The sequence below is a fragment of the Aeromonas sp. MaB10011B genome, assembly GCF_017939325.1.
Lineage (GTDB): Bacteria > Pseudomonadota > Gammaproteobacteria > Enterobacterales > Aeromonadaceae > Aeromonas > Aeromonas caviae.
Genome location: NZ_JAGKRK010000020.1, coordinates 14491 through 34845 on the forward strand (window position 1 = coordinate 14491; position 20355 = coordinate 34845).

Below are 20355 nucleotides of genomic sequence, written 5' to 3' on the forward strand. Positions count from 1 at the left end.
ATGTTAACGATTTTTTTGGTCGGCATCCCGGTGATCCTGGTCAACATGCTGCTGCAATCCCTGGTATCCGTCTGGTGCATCCGCTTCTACGTCAAGCGATTCAATCGACGCGAGGGGGCCCTGGCCGGCATGCTGGCTTTGTTTGGCATCATCACTCTGGTGATGCTGGGCAACCTGGCCCAGATCGGCGTCTGGGGCGGGCTCTTCCTGTGGCTAGGGGAGTTCGATACCCTGCAGGAGGCCGTCTATCACTCCGGGGTCAACTTCGCCACTCTGGGCTATGGCGACATCGTCATGAGCCCGCAGTGGAAGCTGCTCGGCCCCCTGGAGGCGGTCAACGGTGCCCTGATGATAGGCCTCTCCGGCGCCTCCATGCTCGCGGTCTTGCAGCACCACATTCGCAATCAGCTCGCTGACAGCCCCCCCTGAGAGCGAGGGGCCACCTGCGGCAACCCCGTGCGGCAACAAAACGGGCCACTCACTGGAGTGGCCCGTTTGCATACAGAGTGATCAATCGGGCCATTTCAGCCACAGGATCTACTCGGCGATCACCGTCTGCCAGGTCTTGAAGCCGCCGGAGAGGTTCTTCACCTTGAAGCCGTGCTGGCTCAGCAGGCGACAGGCCACGTGACCGCGCAAACCCACCTGGCAGCTGATGAGCAGCTCTTTATCCCTGGGCAGCTCATGGAGGCGGCCGCGCAGCTCATCGAGGGGGATGTGCAAGGCGCCCGGGATGCGACCAAGCTTGTCGAGTTCGGGGCCATTGCGCACGTCCAGCACCTGCTGATGGGGGTGGCGAGCCTGCACCTCGGCTGCGTGGCAGAGCAGGGTATCCCCCTTCAAGTGGTTGCTTGCCACAAAGCCCGCCATGTTGATCACATCCTTGGCCGAGCCGAAGGGCGGTGCATAGGTGAGCTCCAGATCCTGCAGATCAAACACGGTGAGACCGGCGCGCTGGGCCACCGCCAGCACGTCGATGCGCTTGTCTACCCCGTCCTTGCCGATGGCCTGGGCGCCGTAAATCTTGCCATCGGGGGCAAACAGCAGCTTGAGGCTGACCGGGTGGGCACCGGGGTAGTAACCGGCGTGGCTGCCCGGGTGGACATAGACCTTCTCGAACGGCAGCCCCAGCTGCACCAGCCGCCTCTCGTTCAGCCCCGTGCTCGCCACCGCCAGATCGAACAGCTTGCAGATGGCGGTCCCTTGCGTCTTCTTGTAGGTTTCACTTCGCCCCAGCATGTTGTCGGCGGCGATGCGCCCCTGGCGGTTGGCGGGGCCCGCCAGCGGGATCAGCACGGACTCGCCGGTGACAAAATCGATCTCCTCCACCGCATCCCCCACCGCGAAGATGCAGGGATCCGAGGTACGCATCCCGGCATCCACTTTGATGCCGCCCCGCGGTCCCAGCTCCAGCCCCGCCTTGGCGGCGAGCAGCGTCTCGGGCTTGACGCCGATGGCGAGGATCAGCAGCCCGGTATCGAGCCGGGTGCCATCACTCAAGGTCAGGCGTAATCCACCCCTTTGTTCTGTGGCCACGGCAGCGGTTTTTTCCGCCAGCACATCCAGGCTCTCGATGGCCGAGAGGCCGGTGCGCAGGCGCAGATCGATGCCCTCCTCCCGGATACGGGCATGGAGCAGGTTGGCCATCTCTTTATCCACCGGCGCCATCACCTGATCGGAGAGCTCAAGCAGGGTGACATCCAGCTTGCGCTGGTGCAACGCCTCCATCATCTCCAGCCCGATGAAACCGCCTCCCACCACGGTGACGTGGCGCGGCTGATCGTGCGCCAGCGCCGCCAGAATGCGGTCCATGTCGGGAATATTGCGCAAGGTGTGCACACCCGGGCTGTCGATGCCGGGGAACGGAGGCCGGATGGGGGCCGCACCCGGGCTCAGCAGCAGCACGTCGTAGGCTTCGCGCCGCTCTTCGCCGGTCAGCAGGTTGCGCACCAGCAGGCTCTTGCCGGCCCTGTCTATCTCGATGACGTCGTGAAACACCCGCACATCCACGTTGAACCGGCGCTTGAAGCTTTGCGGTGTTTGCAGCAGCAGGGCATCCCGATCCGGGATATCCCCCCCGATATGATAAGGCAGACCGCAGTTGGCGAAGCTCACGAACTCGCCCCGCTCGAACATCACAATCTCCGCCTCTTCGCTCAAACGGCGGGCACGGGCGGCGGCGGACGCCCCCCCGGCCACACCACCCACAATCAGGATCCGTTTCATCTGCAAGACTCCACTCAACAGGAAATGGCCAATAAATTAGACTTATCTAATTTAGAATTCAATGAATTTTGTTTGCCACGGATTTGCAGTATTCTTGCCCTCCGACAATTGCTCAACAGGATAGTGTCAGTTCATGTCGTCTACCGCGCTCAGCCATCTTCCGACCGCCAGCCAGGCGCCCCTGTTTTTCCGCCTGGATACCCGTAGTCAACGGCTGGTCGCCCTGACCGATGTGATGCAGACGCCGCTCCACTGGCTCGACGAGCCCCGCAGTGCCTGGCCGGCCCAATTGCCGGACGCCCTGCGCCAGCCCATCGAGCAGCGGCTGGCCAGCGGCAAGGGGGGCAAGCTGGTGCTGCGCTTTGACGCTCTCCTCTGGCACATTTCCCTCTCCCACGAGCAGGACGCCTTCTGGCTCATCTGCCTGCAGACCCAGTCCCAGGAGAGCGCCGCCAGCCTGTCCCTGCAACTGCCGCGCCTGAGCCAGATGGCCAGCCAGCAGCAGTATGACGCCATGCTGGAGAGCCTCAAGGAGTGCCTTGGGGCCGATCGCCTGATCCTCTGGCACTACCAGGCCCATGGCGCCCTGGGCGGCGAGCAGCTGACCCCGGTGTTCACCCTGGGGGTGGACGCGCTCGGTGCCATTCGCGGAGACAGCCGCTACATCCGGGCCCTGCGCGCCCGGGGCGCCCTGAGCTTCTCGGAGGCGGCCCACCAGCCCATGCTGAGCCAGCACTACTATCTTGCCGATGCCAATGTCTGCTCCCGCCTGGACGGCGCCTTGCTGGAACAGGAGAAGCTCATCGGCGTGCTCAGCCTGGAGTATGCCGAGAGCACCCTCATCAGCGATGACACCCTGCAACTGGTGCGTCATTGCGCCCGCTTGCTCGGCCACTGGCAGCCGGACCCCGTGACAACCGACGCCCCGGACCTCGCGCCTCCCCCGGGGCTTGCCAACCTGACCGGCAACGATTACTGCCGCGCCCTGCTGCGCTGGGCCATGGGCCTGAGCGGTGCCCACAGGGGCTGGATCGGCGAGTTTCAGCCTCGCGGTCAGGATCTCTGGCTCATTCCCCGCTGCGTGGTGGAGGGGGATGCCTTCGCCGTCGTCAAACCCATGCCCATGGACATCGGCCCGGGCCGGGAGATCTTCCAGCACGGGCAGAGTCTCTACGTGGAAGATCTGGCCCTGCGCTATCCCCAGTCCAGCCAGCTGCTGGCCCTCGACGCCAAGGCCTATGTCGGCATCCCCTTCCCGGGGCCAAACGGTCTCCCCCTGGGGCAGCTCACCCTGCTGCTCGCCACCCCTCTGGCCGATCCCGCGCCCCTGCTGGACGTCCTCTACGAACAGCGCGAGCGGGCCGCCAGCGAGTTGCAGCGCCTGGCCAATGACGATGCCCTGCGCCTGGCCGAAGTGGCCTTCAACACCCACGACGGCCTGCTGGTGATGGATCACGGGGGCATCATCCTCAAGGTCAATGCCTCCTTCAGCCGCATCACCGGCTTTGCCAGCGAGGAGATGCTGGGCCTGCACATCGACGCCCTGAGGCCCACCTACTATGGCGACACCCTCAAGGAGGATGTGATCGCGGCGGTCAACCGGCAGGGATACTGGCTCGGGGAGGAACAATGCCTGCACAGGGAGGGACACCTCTTCCCGGTGCGGCTCATGGTGAGCGGGGTCAAGGACGAGGAGGAGGAGATCAGTCACTTCGTCTGCAGCTTCCACGACATCACCCAGGAGAAAGAGACCGCCCGCCACATCGAGCGCCTCGCCTACTACGACGACCTGTGCGATCTCTACAACAGGCGCAGCCTGACCGACATCATGCAGCGCACCCTGCAGGCCCCGAGTGGTCAGTGGGGGGCCCTGCTGCTGCTGGATCTGGACAACTTCAAATCCATCAACGACTCCCTCGGTCACGCCTGCGGCGATCTGCTGCTCCAGGCCGTGGTGGTGCGACTCAAGTCCCTGCCCCAGGAGAACCTGGTGCTCGCCCGCACCTCGGGTGACGAATTTGCCCTGCTCTTCACGGCGCTGGGCCAGGGCTATATCACCGCCAAGATCCTGGCGGAGCACTTTGCCCGGGAGCTGATGGGGATCTTCCGTGCCCCCTTCGACATCGGCGATCACAAGCTGCACTGCAGCGCCTCCGTGGGGATCAGCCTGTTCAGCGATGACGACAAGGATCACCTTGTCCTGATGCAGCAGGCCGATACCGCCGTTCACATGGCCAAGCGTGCGGGCCAGGGCAACCATATCTTCTTCAGTGAAGCCATGGCGGAAAAAGAGAAGAGCAAGCTTTCTCTCAACAACCAGCTGCGCGATGCCCTGCGCAACAACGAGCTGGTGCTGCACTACCAGCCCCAATACCGGGTCGACAACGGCACGCTCTCGGGCATAGAGGCGCTGCTGCGCTGGCAGAAGGCCGACGGCACCATGGTGCCACCCGGGGAGTTCATCCCCATCGCCGAGGAGACCACCCTGATCCAGGAGATCGGCTACTGGGTGATGAAGACCGCCTGCGCCCAGTACAGCTTCTGGCTCAACAACGGCCTCGCCATCCCCCATCTGTCGGTCAACGTCAGCGCCCGCCAGTTCCACACCGCCGGTTTCGTGCAGCAGGTGGAGTACATTCTGCGGGACACCGGGGTGCCCCCGTCGCGCCTGTTGCTGGAGATCACCGAGTCCGTGGTGCTGGAAAACCGGCTGGAGAGTATCGCCAGGATCCGCCAGCTCAAGGCCCTCGGCCTGCTCATCTCCATCGACGACTTCGGCACGGGCTACTCGTCCCTGGCCTATCTGCGGGATCTGCCCGCCGACGAAGTGAAGCTCGACAGAAGCTTCATCCAGACCCTGGTCCACAGCGAACAGGACAAGGCCATCGTCAAGGCCATCCTGGATCTCGCCCGGGTGTTTCGTTTCACCGTCACCGCAGAAGGGGTGGAGGAAGAGGAGCAGCTCGCCGTGCTCAAGGCCCTGGGATGCCAGCATTATCAAGGCTTCCTCACCAGCCGGCCGCTCCCCGTCAAGGCACTGGAGAGCCTGCTGGGTGCCACCCCTGCGGGCTAAACTGGTAGGATTTATAGGGCTTTCTGTCATAAAATAACGACCGCTCGAACCTTGTCCGCACCATTGGAGTCGTCTATGTCAGTCATTAACCGGATCCCCGCCGTTGAATCCAAGGGACCTGCCACCCCCGGCACGCAGCGGATCCCGACCGTTGAAGCCAGCGACACCGGCACTACCGACATCATTGGCCGGATCCATTCCGTCGAGACCTGCGGGACCGTCGACGGCCCCGGCATCCGCTTCATCGTGTTCATGCAGGGCTGCCTGATGCGCTGCAAGTATTGTCACAACCGGGACACCTGGGACACCCAGGGCGGCCGCGAGGTCACCGTGCCCGAGCTGATGAAGGATCTCACCAGCTATCGCCACTTCATGAATGCCTCCGGCGGTGGCGTGACCGCCTCCGGCGGCGAGGCCATGCTGCAGCAGGAGTTCATCGCCGAACTGTTCACCGCCTGCAAGGCCCAGGGGATCCACACCTGCCTGGATACCAACGGTTTCGTGCGTCACTACGACGAGTTGCTCGACCGGGTGCTGGACAACACCGATCTGGTGCTGCTCGACATCAAGCAGATCAACGACGAGAAGCACATTCCCCTCACCCACGTCAGCAACAAGTACACCCTGGAGTTCGCCCGCTACCTGGCCTCCCGCGGTCAGACCATGTGGATCCGCTACGTGGTGGTGCCCACCTGGTCCGACGATGACGAGAGCGCAGAAGGACTCGGCCAGTTCATCGCCGAGCTGGGGGAGTGCGTCGAGAAGGTGGAGCTGCTGCCCTACCACGAACTTGGCAAGCACAAGTGGGACGTGCTGGGAGATACCTACGATCTGGTCGGCATCAAGCCCCCCAGCAAGGAGACCATGGACAGGGTCCAGGGCATCCTTGGCAAGTATCACCCCAACGTGAAGTATTGAGACAGGAGGCCGCCCGGCAGAGGGCGGCCTCTTTTCATTGCGCCGGCGTTCGCCACCGCGCCATCACCGACAGCCGCATCCGGGGGAACCGCTCATGAGTGAAGGACAAGTCGCCGCCCTCCTGCTCTGGCTGGTGCTGCTCGCCTTCAGTCTGAACGCCTCCCTGCTGCGCACCCTTGGCGCCCACCCGCTCTATCAGCATCTTTGCCTCGGCGGCGCCATCGTGCTGGTACCGCTGTGGACCTTGCGGGCCGGGTTGCACGAGGGGCTCGAGATCCACTTTCTCGGCCTCACCAGCCTGACCCTGTTGCTGGGCTGGCGCCTCGCCCTGCTCGCCCCCTGCCTCACCCTGCTGCTCCTCGCTTACTTCGGGGTCATCCCCCTGGCCGACATCGGCTGGCAGGCCCTCATCGGCGTTGCCCTGCCGGTGGCCACCAGCTGGCTGCTGTTTCTGGGGAGCTGGGCCTGGCTGCCTCGCCACCTCTTCGTCTACCTGTTCGTGGCGGCATTTCTCGGGGGGGCGCTGAGCATCTCGGCCAAGGTGATCGCCAGCGCCCTGCTGATGGGGGTGAGCGGCACCTACTCCTGGCACACCATCAGCGCCGACTACCTCTCCATCTGGCCGCTGCTGCTCTTCCCCGAGGCGCTCCTCAACGGCATGACCATGACCCTGCTCGCCGTCTATCGCCCCCACTGGGTCAACACCTTCTTCGACAGGGAGTACCTGGGGCGCTGAGCCTGCCCGTGATCCATAAAAAAAAGCCCGCAGTTGCGGGCTTTTTCTCTGCTGGCAGTCAGACGCTGCGCGGGCGCAGGTGGGCATGCCAGCGGGCTTCCCACTTCTTGAACAACCAGACGATGACGAAGGTGAGCAGCATGTAGAGCAGACCTGCGGTCAGGAACGCCTCGAACGGGCTGTAGTAGCGGGAGTTGATGATCCGCGCGGCCCCCGTCAGATCGACGATGGTGATGATGCCCGCCACCGCCGACCCCTGCAGCATGAAGATCACCTCGTTGCTGTAGGCCGGCAGCGCACGGCGAAACGAGTTGGGCAGGATGATGCGGGTGAGGGTCTGCCAGCGGGTCATGCCAAAGGCGCTTGCCGCTTCTATCTGCCCCTTGGGCATGTTCATCACGGCGCCGCGCACTATCTCGGCGGTGTAGGCGCCGGTGTTCAGAGTGAACGCCAGCAGGGCACAGAACCAGGCTTCCGAGAAGAGGGTCCAGGCCGCACTGTTCTTGAGCCACTCCCACTGGGCGGCACCGTAGTAGATGATGAAGAGCTGCACCAGGAGCGGAGTGCCGCGAAAGAAGTAGATATAGGCCCAGATTGGCCCCTTGATCAACCAGTTGCGGCTGTTGCGCAGTATGCCCATGGGCACCGCCAGCATGAGTCCCAGCATGAGCGAGGCGGCCACCAGCCAGATGGTGGTATAGAGACCCTCCCAGTAGGTGGGCCACTCCTTGAGAATGATCGAGAAATCCATGGCTTACCTCGTCTTGATGGCGTAGTGACGCTCGGCCCACTTGAGCGCCGAGGTAGAGACTGCGGTGAAGACCAGGAAGATCAGCGCCACCGCCATGTAGAAGGTGAAAGGCTGCTGGGTCGAGCCAGCCGCGAGCGACGCCTTTCGCACCATGTCATCGAGCCCGATGATGGAGACCAGGGCCGTGGTTTTCAGCAGCACCAGCCAGTTGTTGCCAAACCCGGGCAGGGCGTGGCGCATCATCTGGGGAAAGAGGATCCGCACAAAGACCTGGCTTGCCCGCATGCCGAAGGCACGGGCCGCCTCGAGCTCCCCCTTGTCCACCGCCAGGATGGCGCCGCGGAAGGTCTCGGTCATGTAGGCGCCGAAGATGAAGCCGATGGTGGCGACCCCGGCCGCAAACGGGCTGATGTCGATGTAATCGGGCAGCAGGGAGACCCACTCCTGGTTCGGGTTGCTCGCCAGCAGGTGGTTGTTGTAGGCCTCGTTGACCCAGGTGCAGATCCCGTTGATGAGCACCTGGCCACCGAAGAAGAGCAGCATCATCAGCACCAGATCCGGGATGCCGCGAATGACGGTGGTGTAGGCCGCCGCGATGCCGCGTGCCCACTTGTAGGGAGAGAGCTTGGCCAGGGCCCCCAGCATGCCGAGCACCAGGGCTAGCAGCAGGGAGGCGAGCGCCACCTCCAGGGTGATCCAGGCCCCCTCCAGCAGAGAGGTTTCGTATCCTTTCAAATCAAACATATGCAATGCAGCTCCATCGCAATCGGGCCCGTCACTCCCAGCGGAAGGCAACGGGCCCGATGACTACTGACGGGATCAACCTGTCGTTGTTCGCCTGACGTCGGCTTACTCGCCGTACACGTCGAAGTCGAAGTACTTGTCGTTGATTTCCTTGTACTTGCCATTGGCACGCAGGGCCAGGATGGCGGCATTGAATTTCTCTTTCAGATCCTTGTCAGCCTTGCGCACCGCGATGCCGGCACCCTCGCCAAACCACTTGGGATCGGTCAGTTTCGGGCCGATGAACTCGAAGGCATCGCCCCCTTCCTTCTTCAGCAGGCCGTCGCTGATGGCGGCGGAGTCGGCCATCACGTAATCGACACGGCCGGATTTCAGATCGAGGTAGGCTTCATCCGCAGTGCCGTAGCGCTTGATGGTGGCGTTGGGGAAGTTGTCGGTGATGTAGGTATCCATGGAGGTGGCACGCTGCACGGCGATGGTCTTGCCGTCCATGAAGGCCTTGTCGAGCTGGATCTCGGTCCCTTTCTTGGCGGCGAAGCGCGCCGGGATGTGCTGGTACTTCTGGGTGAAGTCCACTTTCTTCTTGCGCTCTTCGGTGATGTCCATGGTGGCGATGATGGCGTCATACTTGCGCGACAGCAGCGCCGGAATGATGCCGTCCCAGTCCTGCTTGATCAGGGTGCACTTCACCTTCATCTCTTCGCACAGGGCGTTGGCGATGTCGATGTCGAAGCCTTTCACCTCGCCGCTCGGCTCGGTCCAGGAGAAGGGGGGATAGGCCCCTTCCACCCCGATCCGCACCTCTTTCCACTCCTTGGCCATCAGGCTACCGGAACACAGGGCCGTCATCACGGCAGTCGCCAGCATCAGCTTGTTCATGTATCTCTCCTTGATAAACACGTCGATCGTTGAAAGTACGGATGGTTGAAATTGAATCCCGTCCATCAATAGATGGACGAGATGAATTGCTTGAATCGCTCCGACTTGGGATGAGCGAAGATCTCCTTGGGATTGCCCTCCTCCTCCACCCGCCCCTGATGCAGGAACATGACCTTGTTCGACACATCGCGGGCAAACGACATCTCGTGGGTCACCACCATCATGGTACGCCCCTCTTCCGCCAGCTCGCGCATCAGCCCAAGGACCTCCCCCACCAGTTCAGGGTCGAGGGCCGAGGTAGGCTCGTCAAACAGCATCACCTCGGGCTCCACCGCCAGCGCCCGGGCGATGGCGGCCCGCTGCTGCTGACCGCCGGAGAGGTGACCGGGATAATAGTCGCGACGCTCCCACAGCCCCACCCGGTTGAGCAGATGCTCCGCCTTGGCGATGGCCTCGGCACGGGGCACCTTGAGCACCTGGATGGGCACTTCGATGATGTTCTGCATGATGGTCATGTGGGACCAGAGATTGAAGCTTTGAAACACCATGGCCAACCGGCTGCGGATGCGCTCCACCTGGCGCATGTCTTCCGGCAGGCGTTCGCCGGAACGGCTGGTTTTCATCCGGATCAGCTCCCCATGGAGGGAGACGCTGCCCGATGAGGGGGTTTCAAGCAGATTGATACAGCGTAGAAAGGTCGACTTCCCCGAACCCGAGGAGCCGATGAGGGAGATCACATCCCCCTTGTGGGCCGTCATATCGATGCCCTTGAGCACTTCGTGGGTGCCAAAATACTTGTGCAGATCACGAACTTCCAGTGCGGCAACTTCGCTCATCCATTACAACCTTGTCTGTCCCTAGACGCCGCTTCGGCGTGACTCCACCATCGTCCATTTAACAAAACGTTAACCGATGGCAACCTTCAGCGAAAATATCATTGAGGTAGTGAAAAAACAATACAGAACCGAGGTATTTGGTGTTTTATCTGTATTTTTATTGGCCTATTGAGTATTTTTCAGCACTTTGTCTGCATAAAATCCATTTTTTGTCGCACCTTCCCTACCGCTCTTTTATACCCGCAGCGCACTGGTAGCAAGCATATTTCACCATATCCGCCAGATGTCACCCCAAAGGACTTTATTCACCCGGGCAGATTCCCCTTCTCTCGTCATTTCATGGGGATGAAATTGATTTCTCAGGTGATGTGGCCCTCTTTCCCCGTTTGCGTACAGAGCCGACTGTCATCAAAAAACACAACAATATGATAAAAAAGTCCCGTATGGGCCATGCTGATGCACAGATCCGTGACACAGGTGCAACAAGTCGTGATAAGGTGCCGTTTTTCCACGTTTTGTGATCGAGGCCCCGATGTTGCTCAATGTGTTGCTGATCCTGCTGCCGCTCGTGATCGGCTATCTGGTTCCCCTCTCTTCCGCCCGTCTGATCAAGCTGGTCAACCAGTCCCTGGGCAAGATGGTCTACCTCATCCTGTTCCTGATGGGTCTGGGGCTGGCCTATGTGGAGAACCTGGGCAGCAACCTGGCAGTGATCTTCAAGGTGGCAGGGGTGATGCTCGCAGCCATTACCCTCTGCAACCTGCTGGCCCTGTGGTGGCTGGACAAGCGCAGCCCCCCCACCCACGAGGCCAGTGACGGCAAGATGCCGAGCAAGCTGCACCTGTTATGGGAATCCCTCCAACTCTGTTTCGTGGTGCTGGGGGGCGTCTTGCTGGGGCTGGTAGTGGACTTGCGCGCCCTGCCCATCGACAAGTTGAGCGAGTGGGCCCTGATGCTGCTGCTCTTGCTCATCGGCATCCAGATGCGCAACTCCGGCATGCGCCTGCGCCAGATCCTGCTCAATCCCTGGGGCATGAAGATCGCGCTCACCGTCATCCTCAGCAGCTGGCTCGGCAGCCTGCTGGCCGCCCAGCTGCTCGGCATGCCCTTTGCCCATGGCCTCGCGATGAGCTCCAGTTTTGGCTGGTATTCGCTCTCCGGCATTCTGGTAGCGGACAAGCTGGGCCCGGTGCTGGGCTCCGCCGCCTTCATCAACGATCTGGGGCGCGAGCTTATCGCCATCCTCATCATCCCGGTGCTGATGCGCCGCCACCCCAGCGCCGCCATCGGCTACGGCGGCGCCACGGCGCTGGACTTCACCCTGCCTGTCATCCAGAAATCCGGCGGCATCCAGGTGGTGCCGGTGGCCATCGTCTCCGGCTTTATCCTGAGCCTGCTCGGCCCCATTCTGATCCTGGGGTTCCTGGCCATCTGAACCCCATGGCACGACAAAGCCCGGCACTGCTGCCGGGCTTTTTGTTGATGAACTGAGCGGGCTGGATGACAGGCGCCGGTATTCAGGTGCGCCACCGACCCCCACTCATCACCCGCTCGATGGCGAACGTATCAGGATCGATCAGCAGCAGATCCGCATCCTGCCCTACCCCCAGAGTACCCTTGCTCGCAAGCCCCAGCGCCCTGGCCGGATTGGCCGTCACTACCGCCAGTGCCGTCTCCAGCGCCACCCCCTTGCCGCAGGCCGCCACCACTTCCTGCCACAGGCTCCCTATCTGGCCGCAGCGCAGCTCGATGAGTCGCCCCTCGCCGTCAAAGCGCGGCAGACTGGCGTTGGCGTCCGAACTGAAGCTGATGCGATCCACGGGCACGCCGGCCGCCAGCAACGCCACCAGGGCGTCGGCCGCGAGCCGCTCCCCGTCATCCAGCAAGTCCGGGAAGCTCGACGTGGTGAGGTCGACCCAGCCGCCTGCCCGACCCCACTCGATGGCCTCGGCAAAGAGCCAGGTATTGCGGTTGCAGTGGGTGGGGTAGAGCTGGCGAAGCGGTATGTCGGTGTCATCCCGCAACGCCCGCAGGGGCGCCAGCGCCCCGCGGCCATCCCCCAGGTGAAAGAAGCTGACGCCACTTTTGCCCGACAACAGCCCGGCCACCCGCGCCTCGCTCGCCAGCCGCGCCAGCTCGTCGTGGGTGGGGGCGCTGGATCTGTGATCGCTGATGGCCACCTCCCCCACCCCCAGCACCTCGGGGATCAGCATGATGTCCGACTCCACCGTGCCGGTGAGGGTCTTGACCGGCAGGTGGTAGGAGCCGGTGTACATGAAGGCGCTCACCCCGGCTTCTCGAAACTCGCGCACCTTCCCCAGCACCTGGGCCGGGCTGCGGGTCAGGCTGTCGGTGCCGAGCGCCGCCACGAGCGTGGTGACCCCCGCCGCAAGGGCCTCCCTTGCCGAGAGCTCCGGCGTGCGAAAGCCGAAGCCTCCCTCGCCGCCGCCTCCCGTGATATGGGCGAGCGGGTCAACCAGTCCGGGCACCAGATAGCGGCCGCCAGCGTCCACCCGCGTCAGTGGCCAGTCGACCGGAACCGTCAGCCCCTTGCCCATCCAGGCGATGCGGCCATCCGCCACCAGCAGATCCTGCTGGCCGAGCGGGGCCGGACTATGGATCTGTGCACCCTCGATCAGGGTCAACATGGGGTCTCTCCTTGCTGCATGAAAAAGGAGGGAGCAGGCTCCCTCCGACTGTTACCCATCAACCGCCATAGATATCGTACTTGAAGTACTTCCGGTTGATCTCCTGATACTTGCCGTTGGCGCGCAGGGCCTTGATGGCGTCGTTCAGCCTGGCTCTGAGATCCTGATCCCCCTTGCGCACCGCGATCCCCATGCCGTCGCCAAACCATTGACGGTCGGTCAGGGCCGGCCCCACATAGTCGTACTTGTCGCCCCCTTCCTTGCCAAGCAACCCCTGTTCGATGGCCGAGGCGTCGGCCAGCAGGGCCAGCACCCGTCCCGCCTTCAGGTCGAGGTAGGCTTCATCGGCACTGCCGTAACGCACTATGGTGACGCTGGAGCCGAAGTTGTCGGTCAGGTACTTGTCGTGGGTGGTGGCCCGCTGCACGCCGATGCGCTTGCCCGCCATCCCTTCCGGCGTCAGCGTCAGTTCGGTGCCCCTGGCCGCCACGAAGCGGTTGGGAATGTGGGCATATTTCTCGGTGAAGTCGACCTTCTTGCGCCGCTCGTCGGTGATCGACATGGCGGCGATGATGGCGTCGTACTTGCGCGACAGCAGGGCCGGGATCATGCCGTCCCAATCCTGGGCCACCAGCTCGCACCTGACGGCCATCTGCTGGCACAGGGCGTTGGCAAGATCGATGTCAAATCCCTTGATCTCTCCGGACGCATCGGTCCATGAGAAGGGTGGATAGGCCCCCTCCACGCCAAAGCGTACCGTCTTCCACTCCTTGGCGGTGACGGGGGCGGCGAGCAGACAGGCAGCAACAAGGGCTGACAGGGTCAGTGTGGTCTTCATCGTGAGTACTCCATTACATAAAAAGCGCACAGGCGCGGTCAAGGCATCGCAGGCAGAGGCAAGCGATGGCCAACAAACGGCAAATTGCAGATGAGCGGGATTACGCCGCCATGGGCGTCAATGAACTGCTCCGGGGCCTCGACCTATTCGTCGAACCACTCGGAGAGATAGAAAGGCTTGAAATAGAAGGCCAGAAAAAAGCCTCTGGCTTTGCGCATCATGGTGATTTGTCGCGTCCTGTGACAAAGATGGCAAGCACCTTACCACGCCTCAAATTTGCCCGGCAAGGGGACTTGGGGATGAAACATCCTGCCCATGGTCAATCCGGCCACGATTCGTTAGGCTCGGATCACCCGTTCACGCCCAGGCACGCGAGCCCCATTCCATGAATTTTCTCGCCCACCTCCATCTGGCGGCCCATACCGGCAGCTCCCTCACCGGCAACCTGCTGGGGGACTTCATCAAGGGCCCGCTGCCGACGGGTCTGGCTGACCACTTCGACGAGGGGATCTGGCTGCACCGCAAGATAGACGCCTTCACCGATGCCCACCCGGCCCATCGGGCCGCCGTGGCGAGCTTCGAGGCCCCCTGGCGCCGCTTCGGCGGCATTGTGGTGGACATGCTCTACGATCACTGGCTCAGCCAGCACTGGCAGAGGTTCAGCGCAGCCCCCCTGCCCCACTTTCTGGCGCAGAGCTATGGTCAGCTTCTCCTGGATCATCACAGCCTGCCACAGGGCCTGCCGATGGCCCTGCGGCGCATGGCCGAGCAGGACTGGCTGGCCTCCTACCAGTACCGGGAAGGGGTGGGGGCGGCCCTCAACGGCATCGGTCGTCGGCTGCGCCGCCCCGTGCCGCTCGGGGAGGCGCTCCACGCCCTGGATCAGGCTCGCTGGACCGAGGCCGAGCACGCCTTCCTGCACTTCTACCCGGAGCTGATGCGCTTTTGCGAGGCGCAGATCGCCGCCCACCGCACTGCCACCTCATCCCCACCATAAAAAACGCCCCGAGCGGGGCGTTGTCATCGGGGGACGCTCAGGCCTTGGGGCTGGCCGGCAGGAAGCGAAACGCCTTGGCCGGGACGAATTTCTCCGCCGTCTCCCCCGCATAGAGCTGCTGCTCGGTCAGGGGCAACTTGCGCACCGGGGCCCCCGCGGTGAGATCCAGCTTGTCCATGCTCACCCAGAAGGTGTTGGGCAGATGGGTCAGCTCGAAGAAATAGCGGCGATGCTGCTGATCCGCCACGCTGCGCCACAGGGTGGTGGAGATGTTGGGCTGATCCGGGGTGCTGATCCCCATGGGTACCGAGACATTGCGCATCACGCTCATTACCCCGGCCACCGCCTCGTTGGCCTGGTCGGTCTTTGGCAGGGTCTTGATGTAGAAGGAGGCGCGGGCAAAACGGTCCGCCGAGCGGTTGGTGCCGGGCAGCATGGTGAGACCGCCAATCTCCTCCCAGTAGTCGTTGAGGGCCAGTTGCTTGTCAAAGGTCGGCGAGTTGGTCATCACCTGATAGCTGCGGTCGTGGTAGATCTGCAGCTTGCCCCCCACGTACTGGAAGATGGCGGAATCGCCGCTCGCATCGGAGAGGGAGAGGTGCAGCTGGCCCGGCTTGCCATCCGGGGTCAGGGTGGTCACCACATAGAACTCGTCCTTCGACAGGGCGGCGACTGCCTCGGCCACGGTGGCGAAGTTGTCCAGCGCGTACTGGGCCCAGAGCGAGATGGAGAGAGTCTTGCGCGGATCCTTGTCGCTCGGGGTCACATACTCGGACTCGGTCAGATAGAGGAGGTTGGCCACCAGCCCCTTCTCGTTCATGCCGTCGGCAGTGCCTGCATCGAAGCCTGCCGCCACCACGGAGCCGTAGCGCGACGTCCACGTCATGGAGTGCGCACCAGCCTCCCCTTCCCGCGCGATGCCACGGGGCAGCGCCCAGAGATTGGTCGGCATGGCGCTGCGCCAGTCCATGGTACGACCGGTCACCACCAGCGCCCCCTCCCCCTGATAGACGGCGCGGGTACAGGCATCGGCGAGGGAGCTGACGGAGAGGGAGAAGGTCAGGGCCAGCAGGGTCTTGTGCAACAGGGGGGAACGCAGGATTGTCATATGGATCACTCGAGTCTGGTGAAAACACAAGCATACCCCTTTTTGCATAACAGGGGCTGACTGAGACTGGCAAGCCAGGTGACAGATCTGCCAACAGAGGCACTTCCCTGCCAATCAGCGATCAATATCCATAAATTAATCAAAGAGATAAGCAAGCCACTTCGGGGCGATACCGCCAGATGCCATTCGCTGGCTTGCGTCGATTTCAGACACATTCCCTGCCCGCCAGCAGGCGGACAGGGAGGGGCTCAGCCTTCCTTCTTGCGGATACTCAGCCCCAGCTCGCGGCCGCGCAGGCGGGCATAATAGATGGTGCCCACAAACGCCAGGGTGGTGAGCACCAGCTCCACCACCGCCAACCACCGCTCCCCCTCATCCGTGGTGATCATGGTCAGGGCGTGCAGGAAGTAGGGCATCAGCACGAAGTTGCCCCAGGCGTGGGTGTAGGGATTGCCCTGCACTATGCCCTTGAGGGGGAAGAGCAGCGGCACCGTCCAGATCACCGGCAACAGCCAGGGGGCGAGATCCGGGTGGGGCGAAAGCCAGAGGTGCCAGAGCAGCACCCAGGCCAGCAGGCCGAAAAAACCGGCCAGGGTCAGCAGACGGGCGAAGCGGGTGCTCACTTGAGGATCTCCAGCACCTGCTCGGGCGGACGGCCGATGCGGGCCTGCCCGTTCTTGATGACGATGGGGCGCTCGATGAGCTTGGGGTGCTGGTGCATGGCACGAATGAGGTCATCGCCGCTCACCTCGCCGAGCCCCAGCTCCTTGTAGAGATCTTCCTTGGTGCGCATCAGCTGTCGGGGATCCGTGAAGCCAAGCTGATTCAGGAGGGTGCGGATCTGTGCCTCGCTCGGGGCCTGCTCCAGATAGAGCACCACCTCGGGGGCGACCCCGTGCTGTTCCAGCAAGGCCAGGGTTTCACGGCTCTTGGAGCAGCGCGGATTGTGGTAGATTTGGGTCTCGCTCATGATAACTCCCTGATTAATCGCAAGATGGGACAAGAAATGGCGCTATTGTAGGGGAAACGGATGGTCAGGGTAAGCGGGAAGGCTATGGAAATGAAACGGATCTGTTGGCTGATTGTGGCAACCCTGCTGGGGGCCTGCAGCCCGGCACCCGACTTCACCGACGGCGCGGGAAAGAAGGTCAGCCTCGCGGATCTCGGTGGCAAGCCGCTGCTGGTCAACTACTTCGCCCCCTGGTGCGCCCCCTGCCTGCGGGAGATGCCCCTGCTGGCAACATTGCACCAGGAAGGTCAGATCCGGGTGATCGCCATCAACTATGACCCCGCCTCCCCCGCCGAACTGACCGAGCTGGCACGGCGCCACGCCATCAGGGTTCCCCTGATGATCCCGGATGACGGCGCCCGCCTCCCGTTCCCAAGGCCCGGGGCGCTGCCCACCAGCTATCTGCTCGATGCCAGGGGCACGCTGCTGGAGACCCTGGTGGGGGAGCTGGACGAGCAGAAGCTCGCCGAGATAAAACGCCGCGTGGCGAGCGCCCCATAGCAGAGCGATCCATCACTCTCATTTCTTCATCATCAAGATGCGTTGAAACCGATGAAAGGCCCTATTTTAGCCTGCAAAACAAGGCGGGGTGCCCCCAAAGGAGCACCCCGCCTGCCATCAACCCGCTCCTGACTCAGCCCTTGAGGCTGTCCAGATCCTTCTTGGCCCGCTCCAGCTGGGTGATACGCGCCTCGATGCGGGCCAGGGTCAGCTTGTCACTGGTGGTGCCCCGCGCCACGATCAGTTCGTCGATGGCCGCCTGGTAGTCCCCGCGCAGGGAGAGGGTCTCCGCCCGTGCCATGTGCAGGTCCGTCATTCTGCCCGCCTTGCGGTAGGCGTCCGACAGCAGGCTCCAGGCCAGGCTGTTCTCGTCGTGTTCACGGGCATAAGGGTCCAGGATGGCGATGGACTTCTTGTAGTTGCCCCCCTCCAGATAGGCGTTGCCGAGGTTCACCACCACCACCTCGTTGTCCGGCATCCGGGTGCGGAAGCGCTCCAGTCTGGCGATGGCCTGGGCGCTGCGCCCCTTGGCGAGATCGATGTCGGTCAGGGCATCCACCACGAAGAGATCCTCCGGGTGACGGGTCGCCAGCTCCTGCATCAGGGTGTCGGCCTCGTCGGTGCGCTTGAGCTGCAACAGGGCCAGCGCCTTGCCATAGATGGCGGCATCCTTGAGGGGGTAATCCCCCTTCTGCAGGCGGCTGTCGAAGTAGGTGAGCAGCGCCTGGGGCGTCTCGGTGCCATAGCGCACCTGGATGCGCACCTTGGCCAGCCAGAAGTCCAGGCTCGGCGGCAGGGCGCGCGCGCCATAGCTCCCGGCCCGGGCACGGGCTTCGCTGATCCGGGTCTCCGGCAGGGGGTGAGTCAGCAGCATCTCCGGCGGCTTGCTGGCATAGCGGTACTCCGCCGCCAGCTTCTGGAAGAAGTTGGCCATGCCCATGGGATCGAACCCGGCGTCATACAGCGTCTTCATGCCGATGCGATCCGCCTCGTATTCGTTGTCCCGGGTGTAGTTGATGGCCGACTGCATCGACAAGCCAAGCGTGGTCTGCAAGGCCGCGATGCCGGCGGTGGGGTTGATCACCGCGAGTGCAATGGAGCCCACCAGGCCGGCCAGGGTCATGGCGGAGCTGCTCGCCTGTGCCTCCATGTAACGGGCGATGTGACGCTGGGTCACGTGGGTGATTTCGTGGGCCAGTACCGAGGCCAGCTCGCTCTCGCTCTCGGCGTAGAGGAAGAGGCCGGTGTGCACCTTGACCCGGCCACCGAGAAAGGCCGCCGCGTTGATGCTGGGATCATTGATGAGGAAGAAGGTGAACGGGAAGCGCACCCCGTCGGCATTGGTCAGCAGCCGCTGGCCCAGATCGTCGATGTATTCGTTGAGCACGGGGTCATCGATGATGGGCAGGCCCGCCCGGGCAAAACGCATGAAGGCGTTGCCGTAGCGCACCTCCTGCTCGATGGGCAGTGCGGCGACCCCGGCGGTACCGATGTCGGGCAACTGGTTGCTCCCCTGGGCGTGGAAGGTCGCCCCCATCAGGGTGACCAACAGGGGAAGCGATGCTATCAGGGGGGAAAAACGTGCCACGTTATCTCTATCTCCAATCAGACCCCAGCGGGCATCGGCAGAATACCCTTGCCATTCAAGGCCCACAAGCGTTGTTTCATCCTCTCATCACGGCCATAATGACCGCCACGCACGCGATGGAGTTCTCATGGAACAGCTCGACCTGACCCCCTGGCGTTGTCCCGAGCCCCTCATCCGGCTCAAGCTCTGGTTGCGCCAGGCCCGGCCCGGTCAATCCGTGTGCATCCAGCTCGGGGATGCAGGCTCCCGGCAGGACATTCCCGCCTATCTGCGCCGTCAGGGTCATCAAGTCCAGACCCGGGAAGAGTCAGCTGCCCGCCTCTCCCTGCTGCTCGTCGTCGCCCGTCCCCCCCGGGACGCCCCCGAGCCCATGCCACCCACCCCGTGAGCCGCCATTCAAGGAAGCCTCGATGTTAGATGTATTGAAGCGCTGGTATCAGACCCGTTTTTCCGACCCCGATGCCGTCACCCTCTTCCTGCTGCTGGTCTTCTGCTTTGCCGTGCTCTGGCTGTTTGGGGATCTGCTGGCACCGCTGCTGGTGGCCCTGGTGATGGCCTATCTGCTGGAGTGGCCGGTGAGTCGCCTGCAACGGGGCGGCCTTTCTCGCACCGTCGCCACCAGCCTGGTCCTGCTGCTGTTCATCACGGTGACGACACTGATGCTGCTGGGCCTCATCCCGACGCTGGTGAGCCAGGGGGTCAACCTGGCCAAGGAGGCCCCCGCCATGCTGGCCCATGCCCAGGACTATGTCCGCACCCTGCCGGAAAAATACCCCGAGATCATCGACGTCAGCCTGGTGGAGACCATCATCGACAACATTCGCCAGCGCATCCTGACCGGCGGTGAACAACTGGTGAGTGCCTCTTTGAGCTCCCTCATCAACGTGGTGGCCATCCTCATCTACGCCATCCTGGTGCCCCTGATGGTCTTCTTCATGCTCAAGGACAAACAGGTGCTGATGGGGGGCCTGCGCCGCTTCCTCCCCCGCAACCGCACCCTGGTGAACCGGGTCTGGGTGGAGATGAACGACCAGATCATCAACTACATCCGCGGCAAGGTGATCGAGATCGTCATCGTCGGCATCGCCACCTATGTGCCCTTCGCCCTGATGGGATTGCGCTACTCCGCCCTGCTGGCGGTCGCGGTGGGCTTCTCCGTGCTCATCCCCTATATTGGCGCCGCCGCGGTGACCGTGCCAGTGGCCATGGTGGCCCTGTTCCAGTGGGGGCTGACCCCCGACTTCGCCTGGCTGATGGTGGCCTATTTCGTGATCCAGGCCCTCGACGGCAACCTGCTGGTCCCCCTGCTCTTCTCCGAGGCGGTCAACCTGCACCCGGTAGCCATCATCATCGCCGTGCTGGTGTTTGGCGGTCTGTGGGGCTTTTGGGGCGTCTTCTTCGCCATTCCCCTCGCCACACTGGTCAAAGCGGTGCTCAACGCCTGGCCCAAGCGGGAAGATCTCCCCCGCCCCGCCCCCTGACCCTGGCAAGGGGCGAGGCCGG

The 20355-nt window shown here is 63.1% G+C and carries 21 protein-coding genes; 10 read left to right on the forward strand and 11 right to left on the reverse strand.

From position 1 onward, the window contains the following. The gene (locus tag J9893_RS07695; protein ID WP_029314329.1) at positions 1–429 is read left to right on the forward strand and encodes an ion channel; all 429 of its coding nucleotides are present in this window, start codon (positions 1–3) and stop codon (positions 427–429) included. Between the two features lie 108 nt (positions 430–537). Here the strand turns inward: J9893_RS07695 and J9893_RS07700 are convergent, their stop codons facing one another. Further along, positions 538–2226, reverse strand: a complete 1689-nt coding sequence (locus J9893_RS07700; protein ID WP_210599949.1) for an FAD-dependent oxidoreductase — start codon at positions 2224–2226, stop codon at positions 538–540. Between the two features lie 133 nt (positions 2227–2359). On the opposite strand from J9893_RS07700, the gene J9893_RS07705 reads away from it, so the two are divergent. From J9893_RS07705 to J9893_RS07715, 3 genes are all read left to right on the forward strand, one after another. After that, complete coding sequence (locus J9893_RS07705) at positions 2360–5299, forward strand: GGDEF and EAL domain-containing protein (protein ID WP_210599948.1); 2940 nt, start codon at positions 2360–2362, stop codon at positions 5297–5299. Positions 5300–5374: 75 nt separating this feature from the next. Beyond that, a complete protein-coding gene (gene pflA, locus J9893_RS07710) occupies positions 5375–6217 on the forward strand; it encodes a pyruvate formate lyase 1-activating protein (protein ID WP_010674272.1) in 843 nt (280 codons plus the stop codon). Between the two features lie 94 nt (positions 6218–6311). Then, positions 6312–6953 carry an energy-coupling factor ABC transporter permease gene (locus tag J9893_RS07715; protein ID WP_041215455.1) on the forward strand — a complete coding sequence of 214 codons (642 nt, stop codon included), beginning with the start codon at positions 6312–6314 and terminating at the stop codon, positions 6951–6953. 58 nt (positions 6954–7011) lie between these two features. On the opposite strand, the gene J9893_RS07720 is transcribed toward J9893_RS07715, so the two are convergent. The 4 genes from J9893_RS07720 to J9893_RS07735 all read right to left on the reverse strand — a co-directional run bounded on the left by J9893_RS07720 (position 7012) and on the right by J9893_RS07735 (position 10163). Then, entirely contained in the window at positions 7012–7704 is a 693-nt protein-coding gene (locus J9893_RS07720) for an ABC transporter permease (RefSeq protein WP_043156313.1), read from the reverse strand. Between the two features lie 3 nt (positions 7705–7707). Continuing rightward, on the reverse strand, positions 7708–8448 hold the full coding sequence (locus tag J9893_RS07725; protein WP_010674269.1) for an ABC transporter permease: 741 nt from the start codon (positions 8446–8448) through the stop codon (positions 7708–7710). A 105-nt stretch (positions 8449–8553) separates the two neighbouring features. Continuing rightward, entirely contained in the window at positions 8554–9327 is a 774-nt protein-coding gene (locus J9893_RS07730) for an ABC transporter substrate-binding protein (RefSeq protein ID WP_010674268.1), read from the reverse strand. Between the two features lie 65 nt (positions 9328–9392). Then, complete coding sequence (locus J9893_RS07735; protein ID WP_210599947.1) at positions 9393–10163, reverse strand: ABC transporter ATP-binding protein; 771 nt, start codon at positions 10161–10163, stop codon at positions 9393–9395. Positions 10164–10695: 532 nt separating this feature from the next. Between J9893_RS07735 and J9893_RS07740 the strand changes: the two genes are divergently transcribed. After that, the gene (locus J9893_RS07740; RefSeq protein WP_041215456.1) at positions 10696–11598 is read left to right on the forward strand and encodes a lysine exporter LysO family protein; all 903 of its coding nucleotides are present in this window, start codon (positions 10696–10698) and stop codon (positions 11596–11598) included. An 82-nt stretch (positions 11599–11680) separates the two neighbouring features. On the opposite strand, the gene iadA is transcribed toward J9893_RS07740, so the two are convergent. Together iadA and J9893_RS07750 are read right to left on the reverse strand one after the other, a co-directional pair. After that, positions 11681–12811 (reverse strand): beta-aspartyl-peptidase, encoded by a 1131-nt coding sequence (gene iadA / locus J9893_RS07745; RefSeq protein ID WP_210599946.1) that lies wholly within the window; start codon positions 12809–12811, stop codon positions 11681–11683. A gap of 58 nt (positions 12812–12869) precedes the next feature. Next, on the reverse strand, positions 12870–13649 hold the full coding sequence (locus J9893_RS07750) for an ABC transporter substrate-binding protein (protein ID WP_210599945.1): 780 nt from the start codon (positions 13647–13649) through the stop codon (positions 12870–12872). Between the two features lie 65 nt (positions 13650–13714). Here J9893_RS07750 and J9893_RS07755 point away from each other — a divergent pair, with 65 nt between their 5' ends. Together J9893_RS07755 and J9893_RS07760 are read left to right on the forward strand one after the other, a co-directional pair. Further along, on the forward strand, positions 13715–14038 hold the full coding sequence (locus tag J9893_RS07755) for a hypothetical protein (protein WP_042015941.1): 324 nt from the start codon (positions 13715–13717) through the stop codon (positions 14036–14038). Continuing rightward, positions 14035–14646, forward strand: a complete 612-nt coding sequence (locus J9893_RS07760; protein WP_119196757.1) for an ACP phosphodiesterase — start codon at positions 14035–14037, stop codon at positions 14644–14646. Before J9893_RS07755 ends, J9893_RS07760 begins: the two co-directional genes overlap by 4 nt. A 37-nt stretch (positions 14647–14683) precedes the next feature. On the opposite strand, the gene J9893_RS07765 is transcribed toward J9893_RS07760, so the two are convergent. The 3 genes from J9893_RS07765 to arsC form a co-directional block, all read right to left on the reverse strand. After that, on the reverse strand, positions 14684–15754 hold the full coding sequence (locus J9893_RS07765) for a linear amide C-N hydrolase (protein WP_053093358.1): 1071 nt from the start codon (positions 15752–15754) through the stop codon (positions 14684–14686). 248 nt (positions 15755–16002) lie between these two features. Next, positions 16003–16377: a DUF2069 domain-containing protein gene (locus tag J9893_RS07770; protein WP_049637104.1), complete on the reverse strand. Its 375-nt coding sequence runs from the start codon at positions 16375–16377 to the stop codon at positions 16003–16005. Beyond that, on the reverse strand, positions 16374–16724 hold the full coding sequence (gene arsC, locus J9893_RS07775) for an arsenate reductase (glutaredoxin) (protein ID WP_049637103.1): 351 nt from the start codon (positions 16722–16724) through the stop codon (positions 16374–16376). Before arsC ends, J9893_RS07770 begins: the two co-directional genes overlap by 4 nt. Positions 16725–16784: 60 nt before the next feature. On the opposite strand from arsC, the gene J9893_RS07780 reads away from it, so the two are divergent. After that, complete coding sequence (locus J9893_RS07780) at positions 16785–17264, forward strand: TlpA disulfide reductase family protein (protein ID WP_210599944.1); 480 nt, start codon at positions 16785–16787, stop codon at positions 17262–17264. 133 nt (positions 17265–17397) lie between these two features. Here the strand turns inward: J9893_RS07780 and J9893_RS07785 are convergent, their stop codons facing one another. Next, positions 17398–18852, reverse strand: coding sequence for a M48 family metalloprotease (locus J9893_RS07785; RefSeq protein WP_223918331.1), 1455 nt, complete (start codon positions 18850–18852; stop codon positions 17398–17400). 127 nt (positions 18853–18979) lie between these two features. On the opposite strand from J9893_RS07785, the gene J9893_RS07790 reads away from it, so the two are divergent. Further along, positions 18980–19240 carry a sulfurtransferase TusA family protein gene (locus J9893_RS07790; protein ID WP_141116471.1) on the forward strand — a complete coding sequence of 87 codons (261 nt, stop codon included), beginning with the start codon at positions 18980–18982 and terminating at the stop codon, positions 19238–19240. 22 nt (positions 19241–19262) lie between these two features. Further along, positions 19263–20333, forward strand: a complete 1071-nt coding sequence (locus tag J9893_RS07795; protein WP_029314318.1) for an AI-2E family transporter — start codon at positions 19263–19265, stop codon at positions 20331–20333. The last annotated feature ends 22 nt before the right edge of the window (positions 20334–20355 follow it).

What these genes read in the sequence shown, in the direction of transcription:
- J9893_RS07705 (WP_210599948.1), top strand. Translation starts at nt 2,360, where the DNA reads ATGTCGTCTACCGCGCTCAGCCATCTTCCGACCGCCAGCCAGGCGCCC.
- J9893_RS07735 (WP_210599947.1), bottom strand. Translation starts at nt 10,163, where the DNA reads ATGAGCGAAGTTGCCGCACTGGAAGTTCGTGATCTGCACAAGTATTTT.
- J9893_RS07720 (WP_043156313.1), bottom strand. Translation starts at nt 7,704, where the DNA reads ATGGATTTCTCGATCATTCTCAAGGAGTGGCCCACCTACTGGGAGGGT.
- J9893_RS07795 (WP_029314318.1), top strand. Translation starts at nt 19,263, where the DNA reads ATGTTAGATGTATTGAAGCGCTGGTATCAGACCCGTTTTTCCGACCCC.
- pflA (WP_010674272.1), top strand. Translation starts at nt 5,375, where the DNA reads ATGTCAGTCATTAACCGGATCCCCGCCGTTGAATCCAAGGGACCTGCC.
- iadA (WP_210599946.1), bottom strand. Translation starts at nt 12,811, where the DNA reads ATGTTGACCCTGATCGAGGGTGCACAGATCCATAGTCCGGCCCCGCTC.
- J9893_RS07695 (WP_029314329.1), top strand. Translation starts at nt 1, where the DNA reads ATGTTAACGATTTTTTTGGTCGGCATCCCGGTGATCCTGGTCAACATG.
- J9893_RS07725 (WP_010674269.1), bottom strand. Translation starts at nt 8,448, where the DNA reads ATGTTTGATTTGAAAGGATACGAAACCTCTCTGCTGGAGGGGGCCTGG.
- J9893_RS07765 (WP_053093358.1), bottom strand. Translation starts at nt 15,754, where the DNA reads ATGACAATCCTGCGTTCCCCCCTGTTGCACAAGACCCTGCTGGCCCTG.
- arsC (WP_049637103.1), bottom strand. Translation starts at nt 16,724, where the DNA reads ATGAGCGAGACCCAAATCTACCACAATCCGCGCTGCTCCAAGAGCCGT.
- J9893_RS07760 (WP_119196757.1), top strand. Translation starts at nt 14,035, where the DNA reads ATGAATTTTCTCGCCCACCTCCATCTGGCGGCCCATACCGGCAGCTCC.
- J9893_RS07740 (WP_041215456.1), top strand. Translation starts at nt 10,696, where the DNA reads ATGTTGCTCAATGTGTTGCTGATCCTGCTGCCGCTCGTGATCGGCTAT.
- J9893_RS07715 (WP_041215455.1), top strand. Translation starts at nt 6,312, where the DNA reads ATGAGTGAAGGACAAGTCGCCGCCCTCCTGCTCTGGCTGGTGCTGCTC.
- J9893_RS07780 (WP_210599944.1), top strand. Translation starts at nt 16,785, where the DNA reads ATGGTCAGGGTAAGCGGGAAGGCTATGGAAATGAAACGGATCTGTTGG.
- J9893_RS07755 (WP_042015941.1), top strand. Translation starts at nt 13,715, where the DNA reads ATGGCCAACAAACGGCAAATTGCAGATGAGCGGGATTACGCCGCCATG.
- J9893_RS07730 (WP_010674268.1), bottom strand. Translation starts at nt 9,327, where the DNA reads ATGAACAAGCTGATGCTGGCGACTGCCGTGATGACGGCCCTGTGTTCC.
- J9893_RS07790 (WP_141116471.1), top strand. Translation starts at nt 18,980, where the DNA reads ATGGAACAGCTCGACCTGACCCCCTGGCGTTGTCCCGAGCCCCTCATC.
- J9893_RS07700 (WP_210599949.1), bottom strand. Translation starts at nt 2,226, where the DNA reads ATGAAACGGATCCTGATTGTGGGTGGTGTGGCCGGGGGGGCGTCCGCC.
- J9893_RS07750 (WP_210599945.1), bottom strand. Translation starts at nt 13,649, where the DNA reads ATGAAGACCACACTGACCCTGTCAGCCCTTGTTGCTGCCTGTCTGCTC.